The sequence below is a fragment of the Pseudomonas sp. N40(2020) genome (assembly GCF_014472415.1).
In the GTDB taxonomy this organism is placed as follows: domain Bacteria; phylum Pseudomonadota; class Gammaproteobacteria; order Pseudomonadales; family Pseudomonadaceae; genus Aquipseudomonas.
Window position 1 is genome coordinate 92,095 of record NZ_JACSZV010000004.1, and the last position, 15,707, is coordinate 107,801.

The following is a 15,707-nucleotide window of genomic DNA, read 5'->3' on the forward strand; positions in this document are numbered from 1 at the left end:
GACATGGGCATCAAGGTTTTGCTGGTCGAGGATGACCGTTCGTTGCGCGAAGCGCTGGCCGATACGCTGCTGTTGGCGGGCCACGATTATCACGCGGTCGGCAGCGCTGAAGAGGCGTTGACGGCGGTGGCGCGCGAAGCGTTCAGTCTGGTGGTCAGCGACGTCAATATGCCTGGTATGGACGGTCACCAATTGCTTGCGCTGCTGCGTGCCCGTCAGCCGCAGTTGCCGGTGCTGCTGATGACTGCGCATGGCGCCGTCGAGCGAGCCGTCGATGCGATGCGCCAGGGAGCCGCGGACTATCTGGTCAAACCGTTCGAACCCAAGGCGCTGCTCGATCTGGTGTCTCGACATGCTCTCGGCAGTCTTGGTGCCAGTGACGCCGAAGGCCCGATTGCGGTCGAGCCGGCCAGTGCTCAATTGCTTGAGCTGGCGGCGCGGGTCGCACGCAGTGATTCCACCGTTCTGATCTCGGGCGAGTCCGGTACCGGCAAAGAAGTGCTGGCGCGCTATATCCACCAGCAATCCCATCGTGCCAATCAGCCGTTTATCGCGATCAACTGTGCAGCGATCCCGGACAACATGCTCGAGGCGACGCTGTTCGGTCACGAAAAGGGCTCGTTCACCGGCGCCATCGCGGCGCAGGCAGGCAAATTTGAACAGGCCGATGGTGGCACTATCCTGCTCGACGAAATTTCCGAAATGCCCCTTGGTCTGCAAGCCAAACTGCTGCGTGTGCTGCAAGAGCGCGAAGTCGAGCGGGTCGGTGCGCGCAAGCCGATCACCCTGGATATCCGTGTGGTCGCGACCACCAACCGCGATCTCGCCGGCGAAGTGGCAGCGGGTCGCTTCCGTGAAGATCTTTTCTACCGTCTGTCAGTTTTCCCGCTGGCGTGGCGTCCACTTCGCGAACGTACTGCCGATATCTTGCCGCTGGCTGAGCGGTTGCTGGCCAAACACGTCAATAAAATGAAGCATGCCGCGGCGAAACTCTCGCCTGAGGCGCAAGCCTGCCTGACCGGTTATCCATGGCCGGGCAATGTGCGTGAACTGGATAACGCGATTCAGCGTGCGCTGATTTTGCAGCAGGGCGGCTTGATCCAGCCGCAGGATTTCTGTCTGGCGGGCTACGTGACGTTCGCTGCATTGCCAGTCAAGTCGCCGACGCCTGCGGTGAATCGTGAGGTCGAAATCGACGCTGATTCGGCCGGCGCATTGGGCGACGACCTGCGCCGCCGGGAGTTTCAGATGATCATCGACACCCTGCGCAGCGAGCGTGGTCGACGCAAGGAAGCGGCTGAAAAACTCGGAATCAGCCCGCGCACCCTGCGTTACAAACTGGCGCAAATGCGCGATGCGGGCATGGACGTCGAAGGCTATTTGTTCGCCACCTGATTGCCGGTGCAATGCTTGAAAACGCTTTTCTGAAAAGGCTGCCCATGAGCTGGCACCCTTGTTGCTAATACCTGTGTACCCGCCGAGTGAGTGTCAAAAAATTGCGGGCCGCCCAAGAGAGTAGACCATGAGCCAAGGTATTGAATTCAATCGGTTGATGATGGACATGAAGGCCATGCAAATGGATGCCATGTCTGCGCCGAAATCGACTGCCGCTATCCCTGAACTGGCGGGCAGCAGCTTTTCCGACATGCTCGGTCAGGCGATCAATAAAGTCAGCGATACCCAGCAGGCGTCGGCTCAATTGGCCAATGCATTCGAAGTGGGCAAGAGCGGCGTCGATCTGACGGACGTGATGATTTCCTCACAGAAAGCCAGCGTGTCGTTTCAGGCTCTGACCCAGGTGCGCAACAAACTGGTTCAGGCTTATCAAGACATCATGCAGATGCCGGTATAAGGACGAGATTGAGTCATGGCAGAAGCAGTCGCCGATAACGTTCCGGCCAAGGCCACCCCGATAGACGGCAAACCGCCGCTGTTCGGCCTGTCCTTCCTGGAAAACCTCTCCGAGATGACCGTGCTGCGTCAGGTGGGCCTGTTGGTCGGCCTGGCTGCGAGCGTGGCGATTGGCTTTGCCGTGGTGCTGTGGTCGCAGCAGCCGGATTACCGTCCGTTGTACGGCAGCCTGGCCGGCATGGACGCCAAGCAGGTCATGGATACCCTGGCCTCCGCCGACATTCCTTACACCGTTGAACCGAACTCCGGCGCCTTGCTGGTCAAGGCCGATGACCTGTCCCGTGCGCGCCTCAAGCTCGCGGCCGCTGGTGTCACTCCCAGCGACGGTAACATCGGTTTTGAAATCCTCGACAAGGAACAAGGTCTGGGCACCAGCCAGTTCATGGAAGCGACCCGTTATCGTCGCGGCCTCGAAGGTGAACTGGCGCGCACCATTTCCAGCCTGAACAACGTCAAGGGTGCCCGCGTGCATCTGGCGATTCCGAAGAGCTCGGTGTTCGTGCGCGATGAACGCAAGCCAAGCGCTTCGGTGCTGGTCGAGTTGTACTCCGGACGTTCGCTGGAGCCGGGTCAAGTGGTTGCCATCATTAACCTGGTGGCGACTTCTGTTCCTGAGCTGAGCAAATCGCAGATCACCGTCGTCGACCAGAAGGGCAACCTGCTCTCTGATCAGGCGGAAAACTCTGAAATGACCATGGCCGGCAAGCAGTTCGATTACAGCCGCCGCATGGAAAGCATGCTCACTCAGCGTGTGCACAATATTCTGCAACCGGTACTGGGTAATGATCGCTACAAGGCTGAAGTCTCGGCCGATGTCGATTTCAGTGCCGTCGAGTCCACTGCCGAGCAGTTCAACCCGGATCAACCGGCGTTGCGCAGCGAGCAGTCGGTCAACGAACAACGTACCGCCAGCAATGGCCCGCAAGGCGTGCCGGGGGCTCTGAGCAACCAGCCGCCATCGCCAGCCTCGGCACCGCAAACCACCGGTGGTGCTCAAGCCGCCGCCGGCATGATCCAGCCAGGTCAGCCATTGGTTGACGCCAATGGCCAGCAGATCATGGACCCGGCCACCGGTCAGCCGATGCTCGCGCCGTACCCGGCCGACAAGCGTCAACAATCCACCAAGAACTTCGAACTCGATCGTTCCATCAGCCACACCAAGCAGCAGCAGGGTCGCCTGAATCGTCTGTCGGTGTCGGTGGTGGTTGATGATCAGGTCAAGGTCAACGCGGCTAATGGTGAAACCACCCGTGCGCCGTGGACCGCCGACGAATTGGCGCGCTTCACTCGTTTGGTGCAGGACGCCGTCGGTTTCGACGCCAGCCGTGGCGACAGCGTCAGCGTGATCAACATGCCGTTCTCCGCCGAGCGCGGTGAAGTGATTGCCGATATTCCGTTCTACTCCCAGCCATGGTTCTGGGACATCGTCAAACAGGTGCTGGGTGTGTTGTTCATCCTGGTGCTGGTGTTTGGTGTGCTGCGTCCGGTGCTCAACAACATCACCGGCGGTGGCAAAGGCAAGGAGCTGGCCGGTCTGGGCAGCGACGTGGAACTCGGTGGCATGGGCGGCCTGGACGGCGAACTTTCCAACGACCGCGTGAGCCTCGGTGGTCCGCAGAGCATTCTGTTGCCGAGCCCGAGCGAGGGTTATGACGCGCAGCTGAATGCAATCAAGAGTCTGGTGGCAGAAGACCCGGGTCGTGTGGCTCAGGTCGTGAAAGAGTGGATTAACGCAGATGAGTGATAACCGAGCCGCCGTCGCCAAACTGACCCGGGTTGATAAAGCCGCAATTCTGCTGCTGTCCCTGGGGTCTACCGATGCTGCGCAAGTGCTGCGTCACATGGGCCCGAAAGAGGTTCAGCGTGTAGGTGTGGCGATGGCGCAGATGGGCAACGTCCATCGCGAGCAGGTCGAACAGGTCATGAGCGAGTTCGTCGACATCGTCGGCGACCAGACCAGCCTGGGCGTCGGTTCCGATGACTACGTGCGCAAGATGCTCACCCAGGCCCTGGGTGAAGACAAGGCCAACGGCCTGATCGACCGCATCCTGCTCGGTGGCAACACCAGCGGCCTCGACAGCCTGAAATGGATGGAGCCGCGCGCCGTTGCCGACGTGATCCGTTATGAACACCCGCAGATTCAGGCCATCGTGGTTGCCTACCTCGACCCGGATCAGGCCGGTGAAGTGCTCGGCAACTTTGACCACAAGGTGCGTCTGGACATTATCCTGCGCGTCTCGTCGTTGAACACCGTGCAGCCGGCGGCATTGAAAGAGCTCAACCAGATTCTCGAGAAGCAGTTCTCCGGCAACTCGAATGCCTCGCGCACCACCTTGGGTGGCATCAAGCGTGCGGCAGACATCATGAACTTCCTCGACAGCTCGATCGAAGGCCAGCTCATGGACTCGATCCGCGAAGTCGACGAAGACCTGTCCGGTCAGATCGAAGACCTCATGTTCGTGTTCAACAACCTGGCCGATGTCGACGACCGCGGTATTCAGGCGCTGTTGCGCGAAGTGTCTTCCGACGTGTTGGTACTGGCCCTCAAGGGTTCGGACGAAGGCGTCAAAGAGAAGATCTTCAAGAACATGTCCAAACGTGCCGCCGAACTGTTGCGCGACGACCTCGAGGCCAAGGGCCCGGTACGGGTCAGCGACGTGGAAACCGCACAGAAAGAAATCCTCACCATTGCCCGTCGCATGGCCGAAGCCGGCGAGATCGTGCTCGGTGGCAAGGGCGGCGAGGAAATGATCTAAGCCCATGGATAAGCACGATGACGATGTGACGGATCTGATCCGTGCCCGCGATGTCCGTGGTTTCGAATCCTGGGCGTTGCCCAGCTTCGATCCGCCGAAACCGGAACCCGAGCCGGAACCGGAGCCTGAACCGCCGGAAATGGAAGAAGTGCCGCTGGAAGAAGTCCAGCCACTGACCCTGGAAGAACTCGAAAGCATCCGTCAGGAGGCTTACAACGAGGGCTTCGCCGTCGGCGAAAAAGAAGGTTTTCACAGTGCCACGCTCAAGGTGCGTCAAGAAGCCGAAGTGGCCCTGGCGGCGAAACTCGCCAGCCTTGAGCAGTTGATGGGTCATCTGTTCGAACCCATCGCCGAGCAAGATACCCAGATCGAAAAATCGCTGGTTGACCTCGTGCAACACATCACCAAACAGGTGATCAAGCGCGAGTTGGCCATCGACTCCAGTCAGATCGAACACGTCATGCGCGACGCCCTCAAGCTGTTGCCGCTGGGCGTCGACAATGTGCGTTTGTACGTCAATCCACAGGACTTCGAACAGGCCAAAGCCCTGCGCGAACGTCATGAGGAAACCTGGCGCATCGTCGAAGACGAGTCGCTGATGCCGGGCGGTTGCCGGGTTGAAACTGCGCACAGCCGCATCGACGCGAGCATTGAAACCCGCGTCACTCAGGTCATGGACAAGCTGTTCGATCAGTTGCACGAACAGGCCCTGCACCCGGCTGCAGCGGATCTGAGCCTGGATATCCCCGAAGAATCCAAATCGGCGGCCATCCCTGACGAGCCGCTCGCGGACGAACCCGATGCGCCTTGAACGCACCAGTTTCGCCAAGCGCCTCAGCACGTATGCCGAAGCCACTGAAATGGCTGGCGCGCCGATTCTCGAAGGTCGCCTGCTGCGCATGGTCGGCCTCACTCTCGAAGCCGAAGGCCTGCGCGCAGCCATGGGCACGCGCTGCCTGGTGATCAACGACGACAGCTATCACCCCTCGCAGGTGGAAGCGGAAGTCATGGGCTTCTCGGGCAGTAAAGTCTTTCTGATGCCGGTCGGCAGCGTCGCCGGTATTGCCCCGGGCGCCCGCGTGGTGCCGTTGGCCGACACCGGTCGCCTGCCGATGGGCATGAGCATGCTCGGTCGTGTACTCGATGGCGCCGGTCGCGCGCTGGACGGCAAGGGCGGCATGAAAGCCGAAGACTGGGTACCGATGGACGGCCCGACAATCAACCCGCTCAACCGTGATCCGATCAGCGTGCCGCTGGACGTCGGCATCCGTTGCATCAACGGTTTGTTGACGGTCGGGCGTGGCCAGCGTCTCGGTCTGTTCGCCGGTACCGGTGTCGGTAAATCCGTGTTGCTGGGCATGATGACTCGCTTTACCGAGGCCGACATTATCGTCGTGGGTCTGATCGGTGAGCGGGGTCGAGAAGTCAAGGAATTCATCGAGCACATCCTCGGTGAAGAAGGCTTGAAGCGTTCCGTCGTCGTTGCCTCGCCGGCGGACGATGCGCCGCTGATGCGTCTGCGCGCGGCGATGTACTGCACGCGCATCGCCGAGTATTTTCGCGACAAGGGCAAGAACGTCCTGTTGCTGATGGATTCGCTGACCCGTTTCGCCCAGGCCCAGCGGGAAATCGCTTTGGCCATCGGCGAACCACCGGCGACCAAGGGTTATCCGCCGTCGGTGTTCGCCAAACTGCCGAAACTGGTGGAGCGCGCCGGTAATGCCGAGAAGGGCGGCGGTTCGATCACCGCGTTCTACACCGTGCTGTCCGAGGGTGACGATCAGCAGGACCCGATCGCCGACTCGGCGCGGGGCGTGCTTGACGGTCACATCGTGCTGTCGCGGCGTCTGGCCGAGGAAGGGCACTATCCGGCCATCGATATCGAAGCGTCGATCAGCCGGGTGATGCCGGCCGTGGTGGGCATCAAGCACATGAACCATGCGCAGATGTTCAAGCAGTACTGGTCGCGCTATCAGCAGAGTCGCGACCTGATCAGCGTCGGTGCTTATGTGGCCGGTGGTGACCGGGAAACCGACACCGCGATCCAGCTGCAACCGACGATGTCGATGTACCTGCGTCAGGGCTTGAACGACAACATCAACATGGGCGCCAGTGCAAATCAGCTGGCCTCGATCTTTGCTCCGGCTCCTGGCGGCTAACTCGCCATGGCCCAGAGTCGAGCCGCGCGTCTGGTGCCGGTGGTGGACATGGCCGAGAAGGCCGAAAAAGCCGCCGTACAACGCCTCGGGTATTTCCAGGGGCAGGTCAAAGTGGCCGAAAGCAAACTCGCTGACTTGCACGCCTTTCGTCTGGATTATTCGCAGCAGTGGATCGTGCGCGGCAGCACCGGCGTCAGCGGGCAATGGCTGCTCGGCTTTCAGGGCTTTCTGGCGCAACTCGACACCGCCGTCGATCAGCAACGCCAAAGCCTGGTCTGGCACCAGAACAACCTGGACAAGGCGCGGGAGGCCTGGCAGCAAGCGTTCGCTCGTGTCGAGGGGTTGCGCAAACTGGTCCAGCGTTATCGCGACGAGGCACAGCGCCTCGAAGACAAGCGCGAGCAGAAATTACTGGATGAGTTGTCTCAGCGTTTGCCTCGACACGATCCGTATTGATCTGGCTTCCAACCTTGCCCCAACCCTGTCCAAGTGCTAAACCTTGTACACGTTCGCCAATGACAAGGAAGCCAGTCAATGTCAGTCGTTACAGAAGTCTCTTCGGGTGGGAAAAAACTGACTATCTCGGTCAAGGGCCGATTCGATTTCGCCAAGCATCAGGAGTTTCGGCAGTCCTACGAGGGTGTAAAGCCGAAGCCCGAGTCTTTTGAAGTGAATTTGAAAGACGCCACTTACCTCGACAGTTCCGCGCTCGGCATGCTGTTGTTGTTGCGTGACCATGCGGGCGGCGAAAAAGCCGAAATCACCTTGACCCACGCGAATGCCGACGTACGCAAGATACTTGCGATCTCGAACTTCGAACAAATCTTCGACGTGGCATAAACGCAATGCAGGCTGATGCCGAGCCGCTGACGATCCTGATCGCCGAAGACAGCGCCGCCGACCGGCTGCTGCTCTCAACCATTGTCCGTCGTCAGGGCCATGAAGTTCTGACGGCGGCCAATGGTGCCGAGGCCGTCGACGTCTTCCGCCGCCAGCAACCCCACCTTGTCCTGATGGACGCGATGATGCCGGTGATGGACGGCTTCGAAGCGGCACAGCAGATCAAGTCGCTGGCAGGGGAAACGCTGGTGCCGATCATCTTCCTTACCTCGCTCACTGAAAGCGAGGCGCTGGCCCGTTGTCTGGAGGCCGGTGGCGACGACTTTCTGGCGAAGCCCTACAACCAAGTGATCCTTGCCGCCAAAATCAAGGCGATGGATCGCTTGCGCCGCTTGCAGGCGACCGTGCTGCAGCAGCGCGATCTGATCGCCAAACACCACGATTACCTGCTGAACGAACAACGCGTCGCCAAAGCCGTGTTCGACAAGGTCGCACATTCCGGCTGTCTGAGCGCGCCGAATATTCGCTATCTGCAATCGCCCTATGCGCTGTTCAACGGTGATCTGCTGCTGGCGGCGTACACGCCGGCGGGGGACATGCATGTACTGCTCGGCGATTTCACCGGTCATGGCTTGCCGGCTGCGGTCGGGGCGATGCCGCTGGCCGAAGTGTTCTACAGCATGACGGCCAAGGGCTACGGTCTGGCCGAAACGCTGCGCGAGATGAACGCCAAGCTCAAGCGCATCTTGCCGGTGGACATGTTTTGCTGCGCAACCCTGTTGTGCCTGAGTTCCCAAAGACGTTCGGTCGAGGTGTGGAATGGCGGCATGCCTGACGGCTATCTGCATCGGATCGCCAGCGGTGAGCGCGTACCGTTGGCGGCGCGGCATCTGCCGTTGGGTGTGTTGAGTCCGCAGGCATTCGATGACTGTACCCAGGTCTACTCGATGGCCGTCGGTGATCGGGTCTTTCTGTTGTCCGACGGAGTGATCGACACCAGCAATGCCAGTGATCAATTGTTCGGCGTTGAACGCTTGCAGCGGGTGTTTGCCGCCAATCGCGAGCCGGATTGCCTGTTCGAGGACATCGAGCAGGCGCTGCGCAATTTTCGTGGCGAAGCGCGCGATGATGTGAGCATGGTCGAGGTGAGCCTGCTGGAACCGACGCAGGTCAATCCGACAGTCCCGGTCTATTCTGACAGCGGCCAGTCGTGCCCGCTGGACTGGTCGGTGAGCTTTGAGTTTCGTGGTGCTACGCTCAAGCGTTTCAATCCGTTGCCGTACTTGTTGCAGTTGCTCCAGGAGGTGCATGGGTTGCGTGCGCAAAGCGGCGCGTTGTACAGCGTGCTCGCCGAGTTGTATTCCAATGCGCTGGAGCACGGCGTGTTGGGGCTCGACTCCAGCCTCAAGCGCGATGCTGTGGGATTCGCCCGCTACTATGAGCAGCGCAACACCCGTCTGGAGGCCTTGCAGGACGGCTATGTGCGCGTACATTTGCAGGTAAAGCCACAAGGCGAGGGCGGCTGTCTGGTCATTCGAGTCGACGACAGCGGCAAAGGCTTCGACGTGGCGCGGGTGATGGAGCGGCCACTGGACGGTGTCCGTTTGTCGGGGCGTGGGGTCAGTCTGGTTCGGCAATTGGGGCGTAACGCCAGTTGGTCGGACGAAGGTCGCAGTGCCCACGTAGAGTTTTTCTGGGAGGTTGAGGCATAATTCGCGCAATTCTTGATCAAGGAGTGAGCAAGTGACTGACGAACATGTAGATCGCGAAACGCTGAGCGCATTGCGCGACGTCATGGAGGATAGTTATCCGGAATTGCTGGATACCTTTCTGACGGATTCCAAAACGCGCTTGGGCGAACTTAAAAATACCGTCGATGCAAAGGCGTTGTCCGACGTTGCCCACAGTTTCAAAGGCAGCGCCAGCAACATGGGAGCCATTCGACTGGCTGAGTTGTGCCATGAACTCGAAGCCCAGGCCAGGCATAAAAGTCCGTCGGAAATTGCCCTGATGGTCGCCGACATCTGCGGCGAGTTTGAGCAGGTTCGTCCTGTCTACGAAGACGAGCAACAGCACTCCCACACCCACTGATTCGCGCCGTCCGGCGCTTTTCTCAGTCGCCGGGCAAAACTGGCCCGGCACTTGCAATTAACTTCGCCAACTGTACCTACGATCCCAGTGCAGCGGAGACCGTTTCATGCCTGCGACCCCTAACATTCTTCTTCAGACCGCCGCTCAGGCCAAGGCGCAAGCCGCCTCGACCAAAACGTCGGCAATGGCCGCAGACGCCGGGGACAAGGCCTCAAGCTTCGCTCAGGTGTTTGCCGATCAAGGGCCGGGCAAGTCTGCGGTGACGGCAGACAGTCCCTTGAAATCGGCGCGCGACAAGGTCGCCGACAACAGCGCCAAGAAAGATGTCGGCAAGGATCAACCGGCCAATACGCAGCCAGCAGTTGCCGATAGCGGCAATGCCTTGCCTGCCGACAAGCCGGCATCGACCGACGACAAGACCGCCGCCAGCGACGATACCGCTGAAACGGCAGAGACCCCGGTGGCCGATGCCGCTCCGGTCGACCCGACGCTGGAACCGGCGTTGGCAGAAGTCGTTCAGCCGGTGGTGACCACGCCGGTCGTGGCGGCCCCGGTTGTCGAAACGGCTGCCGAGCCAAAAACCGAAACTCCCGCGCTGGCCCTGTTGCCGAGTGTGACCAAGGAGCCTGCGGCCACGACCGACAGCGATTTCGATCCTGCGGCCGATCCCCTCGATGCTTTGCCTGCCGTGCGCATGGCCATGGAGCAGGGTGGCCACATTTCTGCCGCCAGTCAGGCTCAGCCCAAAGCTTCACCCGCCCAGACCCAGGCCGATGGCGAATTGACCTCGGCACAGAACTTCGCTGCTGGCATGGCGAGCATGCTCGACGTGCAGGCCGACAAGGACAGCACCAGTCAGGGTGGCGAGAAAGCTTTCAGCGGATTGATCGATGACGGTCTGAAAGACTTGAAATCCGCCACCAGTGACACCCGCGTTGATGACTTCGCCAACCGTCTGGCGGCGCTGACTCAAGCCGCGACGCCGAAGACCGCGAACGCTGTGCCGGTGAATCAGCCGATCGCCATGAATCAAAGCGGCTGGACAGAGGAAGTGGTCAACCGCGTCATGTATCTGTCGAGTACCAGTCTGAAAGCGGCTGACATTCAGTTGCAGCCGGCCGAGTTGGGGCGTCTGGATATTCGTGTGAACATGGTTCCGGACCAGCAGACTCAGGTGACGTTCATGAGCGCGCATCCAAGCGTGCGTGAAGCGCTCGACGGCCAGATGCATCGCCTGCGTGACATGTTTACCCAGCAAGGCATGGGGCAGGTCGACGTCAATGTCTCTGACCAGAACCGTGGCTGGCAGGGTCAGCAAGGGCAGGAGCAGGCGCAGCAGGGGCAGGGTGGACGCACCAGCGCTGCGGGTGGTCGACTGGATTCGACGGATGAAGAGTTGGAGCCTGTCAGCGTGGCTGAAGCTGCCGCGCAGACCACCAGCGTGATCGGCACCAGCGCCGTCGACTATTACGCCTGATCAAACGCATAACCCTTGTGGGAGCGAGCCTGCTCGCGATAGCGGTGTAACAGTCGACATAAATGTTGAATGTTAAATCGTATTCGCGAGCAGGCTCGCTCCCACACTGTTTTGTGATGCTCTCCCAATGTGCCCCGACACTTCTGGCATAACACTTGCTCTTGCCTTGCCGTGCGACTGTGAAAACCCGAATAGTGACGGATTATTGGCATGGCGAAGAGCGAAACAGCAGCAGTAAAAGACCCCGCGACCAAAGGCAAACTCAAGCTGATCATCGTGATCGTGCTGGCGTTGCTGTTGGCCATTGGCGCATCCGTGGGGGCGACCTGGTTCTTCATGCACAGTGCCCAGAGCAAGCCTGCCGAGGCCGCCGATGCTGCGCCGGTCGGCAAGCAGCCGGCAATTTTCGAACCGATGGCACCGGCATTCGTTGCCAACTACAACCAGAACGGCCGTCAGCGCTACATGCAGGTGAGCATCACCATGCTGGCGCGTAATCAGGCTGATCTGGAAGCGCTCAAAGTGCACATGCCGGTGATCCGCAACAACCTGGTGATGCTCTTCTCCGGTCAGGATTTCGCCACCTTGGCGACCCCGGTCGGGCAAGAGATGTTGCGCCAGAAGGCTACAGCGAGCGTGCAGGAAGTGGCGCAGAAAGAGCTGGGCAAAGTGGTGATCGAACAGTTGCTTTTCACTAATTTCGTACTGCAGTAGGAACACGACATGGCCGTGCAGGATCTGCTGTCCCAGGATGAAATCGACGCGCTGTTGCATGGCGTCGACGATGGTCTGGTACAGACCGATAACGCTGCCGAACCCGGCAGTGTCAAAAGCTACGACCTGACCAGCCAGGATCGCATCGTCCGTGGACGCATGCCGACTCTGGAAATGATCAACGAGCGTTTTGCCCGTTACACCCGCATCAGCATGTTCAACATGCTGCGCCGCTCGGCGGACGTTGCCGTCGGTGGCGTACAGGTAATGAAGTTCGGCGAATACGTACACTCGCTGTACGTGCCGACCAGTCTCAACCTGGTCAAGATCAAACCGTTGCGCGGCACCGCGCTGTTCATCCTCGACGCCAAACTGGTGTTCAAGCTGGTGGACAACTTCTTCGGCGGCGACGGCCGTCACGCCAAGATCGAAGGGCGTGAGTTCACCCCGACCGAACTTCGCGTAGTGCGCATGGTGCTGGAGCAGGCCTTCGTCGATTTGAAGGAAGCCTGGCAGGCGATCATGGAAGTCAATTTCGAGTACATCAACTCGGAAGTGAACCCGGCCATGGCCAACATCGTCGGCCCGAGCGAAGCCATTGTCGTGTCGACATTCCACATCGAACTCGATGGCGGTGGCGGCGATCTGCACGTGACCATGCCGTACTCGATGATCGAGCCGGTGCGCGAAATGCTCGACGCCGGTTTCCAGTCGGACCTCGACGATCAGGACGAGCGCTGGGTCAATGCCCTGCGTCAGGACGTGCTCGATGTCGACGTACCGATCGGCGCCACCGTGGCCCGCCGCCAGTTGAAACTGCGCGACATCCTGCACATGCAGCCGGGGGATGTGATCCCGGTCGAGATGCCGGAAGACATGATCATGCGCGCCAACGGCGTGCCGGCCTTCAAGGTCAAGATGGGCTCGCACAAAGGCAACCTCGCGTTGCAGGTGATCGAGCCGATCGAGCGTCGCTGAAGCGGCGCTCTTACCCACCACACATTTAGCTGAATTGTTGCCCGCCGAGGACAAATGATGAACGACGATATGAACGCCCAGGACGATCAGGCACTGGCCGATGAATGGGCTGCGGCCCTGGAAGAGACCGGTGACGGCCAGGCCGACATCGATGCGCTGCTGGCGGCCGACGCCGGTGCGTCGGGCTCCAACCGTCTGCCGATGGAAGAGTTCGGCAGCGTGCCGAAGAACAACGATCCGGTGACGCTGGACGGCCCGAACCTGGACGTGATCCTCGACATCCCGGTGTCCATCTCGATGGAAGTGGGCAGTACCGACATCAACATCCGCAACCTGCTGCAACTGAACCAGGGTTCGGTGATCGAGCTTGATCGCCTGGCCGGTGAGCCGCTGGACGTGCTGGTCAACGGCACGCTGATCGCTCACGGCGAAGTAGTAGTGGTCAACGAGAAGTTCGGCATCCGCCTGACCGACGTGATCAGCCCAAGCGAACGCATCAAGAAGCTGCGCTGAGTGAAAAGGTTTCTCTGGGTGCTGCTGGCGTTGCCTTTGGGCGTGCTGGCCGCCGAGCCGGTTGCCAGCGCCGCCGCGCCTGCCGCTACCGCGCCAATGGTCAGCAGCGGCGTGGCCGGGCAATTGACGCAGCTGGTGCTGGGCCTGCTGGTGGTGTTGGGCTTGATCTTCTTCCTCGCCTGGTTACTGCGCCGTGTGCAACAGGCAGGGCCGGCGGGCAAGGGGCAGGTGATCGAGCTGATCGGTTCCCGCGCGCTCGGTCCGCGTGACCGGTTGATGCTGGTTCAGGTCGGCAACGAGCAGATTCTGCTTGGCTTGAGCCCCGGCACCATCACCGCGCTGCATGTGCTGAAGGAACCGGTGCAAGTGCCGAGCACTACCGAGAAAGCGACCCCGGAATTTGCCCAGCATCTGCTGAAAATTCTCGGCAAGGATCAGAAGGATAAGAAGTAATGGGTGCGCTTCGCATCGTCTTGACGCTGGCCCTGTTGCTGGCTGCACCGCTGGCATTCGCCGCCGATCCGTTGTCGATCCCGGCGATCACGCTGGGCACCAACGCCGATGGCGCGCAGGAGTATTCGGTCAGTCTGCAGATTCTGCTGATCATGACTGCGCTGAGTTTCATCCCGGCGTTCGTCATGCTGATGACCAGTTTTACCCGGATCATCATTGTCTTCTCGATCCTGCGTCAGGCCCTTGGCTTGCAGCAGACACCGTCGAACCAGATCCTCACCGGTATGGCGCTGTTTCTGACCCTGTTCATCATGGCGCCGGTGTTCGATCGGGTGAACAACGATGCCTTGCAGCCGTATCTGGCGGAAAAACTCACCGCTCAGCAAGCGGTGGAAAAGGCGCAGGTGCCGATCAAGGACTTCATGCTCGCCCAGACTCGCTCCAGCGATCTTGAGCTGTTCATGCGCCTGTCCAAGCGTACCGACATCGCCACGCCCGATCAGGCGCCGCTGACAATTCTGGTGCCGGCGTTTGTGACCTCTGAGCTCAAAACCGCCTTCCAGATCGGTTTCATGATCTTCATTCCGTTCCTGATCATCGACCTGGTCGTGGCCAGTGTGCTGATGGCCATGGGTATGATGATGCTCTCGCCGCTGATCATTTCCCTGCCGTTCAAGATCATGCTGTTCGTGCTGGTGGATGGCTGGGCCCTGATCATCGGTACGCTGGCCAGCAGTTTTGGAGGTGTCTCGCCATGACGCCGGAAGTCGCGGTCGACATCTTTCGCGAAGCGCTGTGGCTGACGACCATGATGGTTGCGGTGCTGGTGATTCCGAGTCTGCTGGTCGGTCTGCTGGTGGCGATGTTCCAGGCCGCGACGCAGATCAACGAACAGACCCTGAGCTTCCTCCCGCGTCTGCTGGTGATGCTGGTTACCCTGATCGTCGCCGGCCCGTGGCTGGTGCAGACCTTCATGGAATACATCATTCAGCTGTATCACAACATTCCGATGGTCATCGGCTAAGCCATGCAATCGCTGCTTCAGCTGACCGACACCCAGATCAGTACCTGGGTGGCGACGTTCATGTTGCCGCTGTTTCGTGTGGGCGCGGTGCTGATGGTCATGCCGGTGTTCGGCACGACGCTGGTGCCCACGCGTATCCGTCTGTATTTCGCGTTGGCGATCACTGTGGTGATTGCGCCCAATCTGCCTCCGATGCCACCGGTCAATGCGCTGGATCTGAGCGGGCTGCTGCTGATTGGCGAGCAGATCCTGATTGGCGCGGTACTGGGGTTCTCCTTGCAGCTGTTCTTTCAGGCGTTCGTGGTGGCGGGGCAGATTGTCGCGATCCAGATGGGTATGGGCTTTGCCTCGATGGTCGACCCTACCAACGGTGTGTCGGTGGCGGTGATCGGGCAGTTCTTCACCATGCTGGTGACCTTGCTGTTCTTGTCGATGAACGGCCATCTGGTGGTGTTCGAAGTCCTCACGGAAAGCTTCACCACGTTGCCCGTTGGCAGCGGCTTCATGACGACACACTATTGGGAGCTCGCCGGCAAACTCGGCTGGGTGCTCGGCGCAGCATTATTGCTGGTGCTGCCGGCGATCACGGCGTTGCTGGTGGTCAACATCGCCTTTGGTGTGATGACCCGCGCGGCGCCGCAGTTGAACATCTTCTCCATCGGTTTTCCGCTGACCCTGGTGCTCGGCCTCTTCATCGTCTGGGTCGGCCTGGCGGACATTCTCAATCAGTATCAACCGCTGGCCACCGAGGCCTTGCAGTTTTTACGCGAACTGGCACAGGCGCGCTGAGT

The 15,707-nt window shown here is 60.2% G+C and carries 18 protein-coding genes; all 18 read left to right on the top strand.

Going from position 1 to position 15,707, the window contains the following annotated elements:
* The first annotated feature begins 3 nt into the window (after positions 1–3).
* Positions 4–1,395: a sigma-54-dependent transcriptional regulator gene (locus IAI51_RS04395; protein WP_187677376.1), complete on the top strand. Its 1,392-nt coding sequence runs from the start codon at positions 4–6 to the stop codon at positions 1,393–1,395.
* 127 nt (positions 1,396–1,522) lie between these two features.
* Entirely contained in the window at positions 1,523–1,852 is a 330-nt protein-coding gene (gene fliE / locus IAI51_RS04400) for a flagellar hook-basal body complex protein FliE (protein WP_187677377.1), read from the top strand.
* A gap of 15 nt (positions 1,853–1,867) precedes the next feature.
* Positions 1,868–3,655 carry a flagellar basal-body MS-ring/collar protein FliF gene (gene fliF, locus IAI51_RS04405; protein ID WP_187677378.1) on the top strand — a complete coding sequence of 596 codons (1,788 nt, stop codon included), beginning with the start codon at positions 1,868–1,870 and terminating at the stop codon, positions 3,653–3,655.
* Positions 3,648–4,667, top strand: coding sequence for a flagellar motor switch protein FliG (fliG, locus tag IAI51_RS04410; protein ID WP_095191139.1), 1,020 nt, complete (start codon positions 3,648–3,650; stop codon positions 4,665–4,667). Before fliF ends, fliG begins: the two co-directional genes overlap by 8 nt.
* Positions 4,668–4,671: 4 nt before the next feature.
* Positions 4,672–5,478 (top strand): flagellar assembly protein FliH, encoded by an 807-nt coding sequence (fliH, locus tag IAI51_RS04415; RefSeq protein WP_187677379.1) that lies wholly within the window; start codon positions 4,672–4,674, stop codon positions 5,476–5,478.
* Positions 5,468–6,826 (top strand): flagellar protein export ATPase FliI, encoded by a 1,359-nt coding sequence (gene fliI / locus IAI51_RS04420; protein ID WP_187677380.1) that lies wholly within the window; start codon positions 5,468–5,470, stop codon positions 6,824–6,826. The genes fliH and fliI overlap by 11 nt, the downstream gene beginning before the upstream one ends.
* A gap of 6 nt (positions 6,827–6,832) precedes the next feature.
* Positions 6,833–7,282 carry a flagellar export protein FliJ gene (gene fliJ / locus IAI51_RS04425; protein ID WP_187677381.1) on the top strand — a complete coding sequence of 150 codons (450 nt, stop codon included), beginning with the start codon at positions 6,833–6,835 and terminating at the stop codon, positions 7,280–7,282.
* A gap of 78 nt (positions 7,283–7,360) precedes the next feature.
* The gene (locus IAI51_RS04430; protein WP_187677382.1) at positions 7,361–7,666 is read left to right on the top strand and encodes an STAS domain-containing protein; all 306 of its coding nucleotides are present in this window, start codon (positions 7,361–7,363) and stop codon (positions 7,664–7,666) included.
* Positions 7,667–7,671: 5 nt separating this feature from the next.
* Positions 7,672–9,378 carry a fused response regulator/phosphatase gene (locus tag IAI51_RS04435; RefSeq protein WP_187677383.1) on the top strand — a complete coding sequence of 569 codons (1,707 nt, stop codon included), beginning with the start codon at positions 7,672–7,674 and terminating at the stop codon, positions 9,376–9,378.
* Between the two features lie 31 nt (positions 9,379–9,409).
* Complete coding sequence (locus IAI51_RS04440; protein WP_187677384.1) at positions 9,410–9,757, top strand: Hpt domain-containing protein; 348 nt, start codon at positions 9,410–9,412, stop codon at positions 9,755–9,757.
* Positions 9,758–9,863: 106 nt separating this feature from the next.
* Positions 9,864–11,234, top strand: a complete 1,371-nt coding sequence (locus IAI51_RS04445; protein ID WP_187677385.1) for a flagellar hook-length control protein FliK — start codon at positions 9,864–9,866, stop codon at positions 11,232–11,234.
* Between the two features lie 210 nt (positions 11,235–11,444).
* Complete coding sequence (gene fliL, locus IAI51_RS04450; RefSeq protein WP_007920033.1) at positions 11,445–11,948, top strand: flagellar basal body-associated protein FliL; 504 nt, start codon at positions 11,445–11,447, stop codon at positions 11,946–11,948.
* Positions 11,949–11,957: 9 nt separating this feature from the next.
* Positions 11,958–12,926: a flagellar motor switch protein FliM gene (fliM, locus tag IAI51_RS04455; protein ID WP_003222890.1), complete on the top strand. Its 969-nt coding sequence runs from the start codon at positions 11,958–11,960 to the stop codon at positions 12,924–12,926.
* A 57-nt stretch (positions 12,927–12,983) separates the two neighbouring features.
* Positions 12,984–13,439 (top strand): flagellar motor switch protein FliN, encoded by a 456-nt coding sequence (gene fliN / locus IAI51_RS04460; protein WP_123533702.1) that lies wholly within the window; start codon positions 12,984–12,986, stop codon positions 13,437–13,439.
* A complete protein-coding gene (fliO, locus tag IAI51_RS04465) occupies positions 13,440–13,892 on the top strand; it encodes a flagellar biosynthetic protein FliO (RefSeq protein WP_187677386.1) in 453 nt (150 codons plus the stop codon). It abuts the gene before it with no gap.
* Positions 13,892–14,650 carry a flagellar type III secretion system pore protein FliP gene (fliP, locus tag IAI51_RS04470; protein ID WP_123465773.1) on the top strand — a complete coding sequence of 253 codons (759 nt, stop codon included), beginning with the start codon at positions 13,892–13,894 and terminating at the stop codon, positions 14,648–14,650. Before fliO ends, fliP begins: the two co-directional genes overlap by 1 nt.
* Positions 14,647–14,916 carry a flagellar biosynthesis protein FliQ gene (fliQ, locus tag IAI51_RS04475; RefSeq protein WP_008077662.1) on the top strand — a complete coding sequence of 90 codons (270 nt, stop codon included), beginning with the start codon at positions 14,647–14,649 and terminating at the stop codon, positions 14,914–14,916. The genes fliP and fliQ overlap by 4 nt, the downstream gene beginning before the upstream one ends.
* A 3-nt stretch (positions 14,917–14,919) precedes the next feature.
* The gene (gene fliR / locus IAI51_RS04480) at positions 14,920–15,705 is read left to right on the top strand and encodes a flagellar biosynthetic protein FliR (protein WP_187677387.1); all 786 of its coding nucleotides are present in this window, start codon (positions 14,920–14,922) and stop codon (positions 15,703–15,705) included.
* The last annotated feature ends 2 nt before the right edge of the window (positions 15,706–15,707 follow it).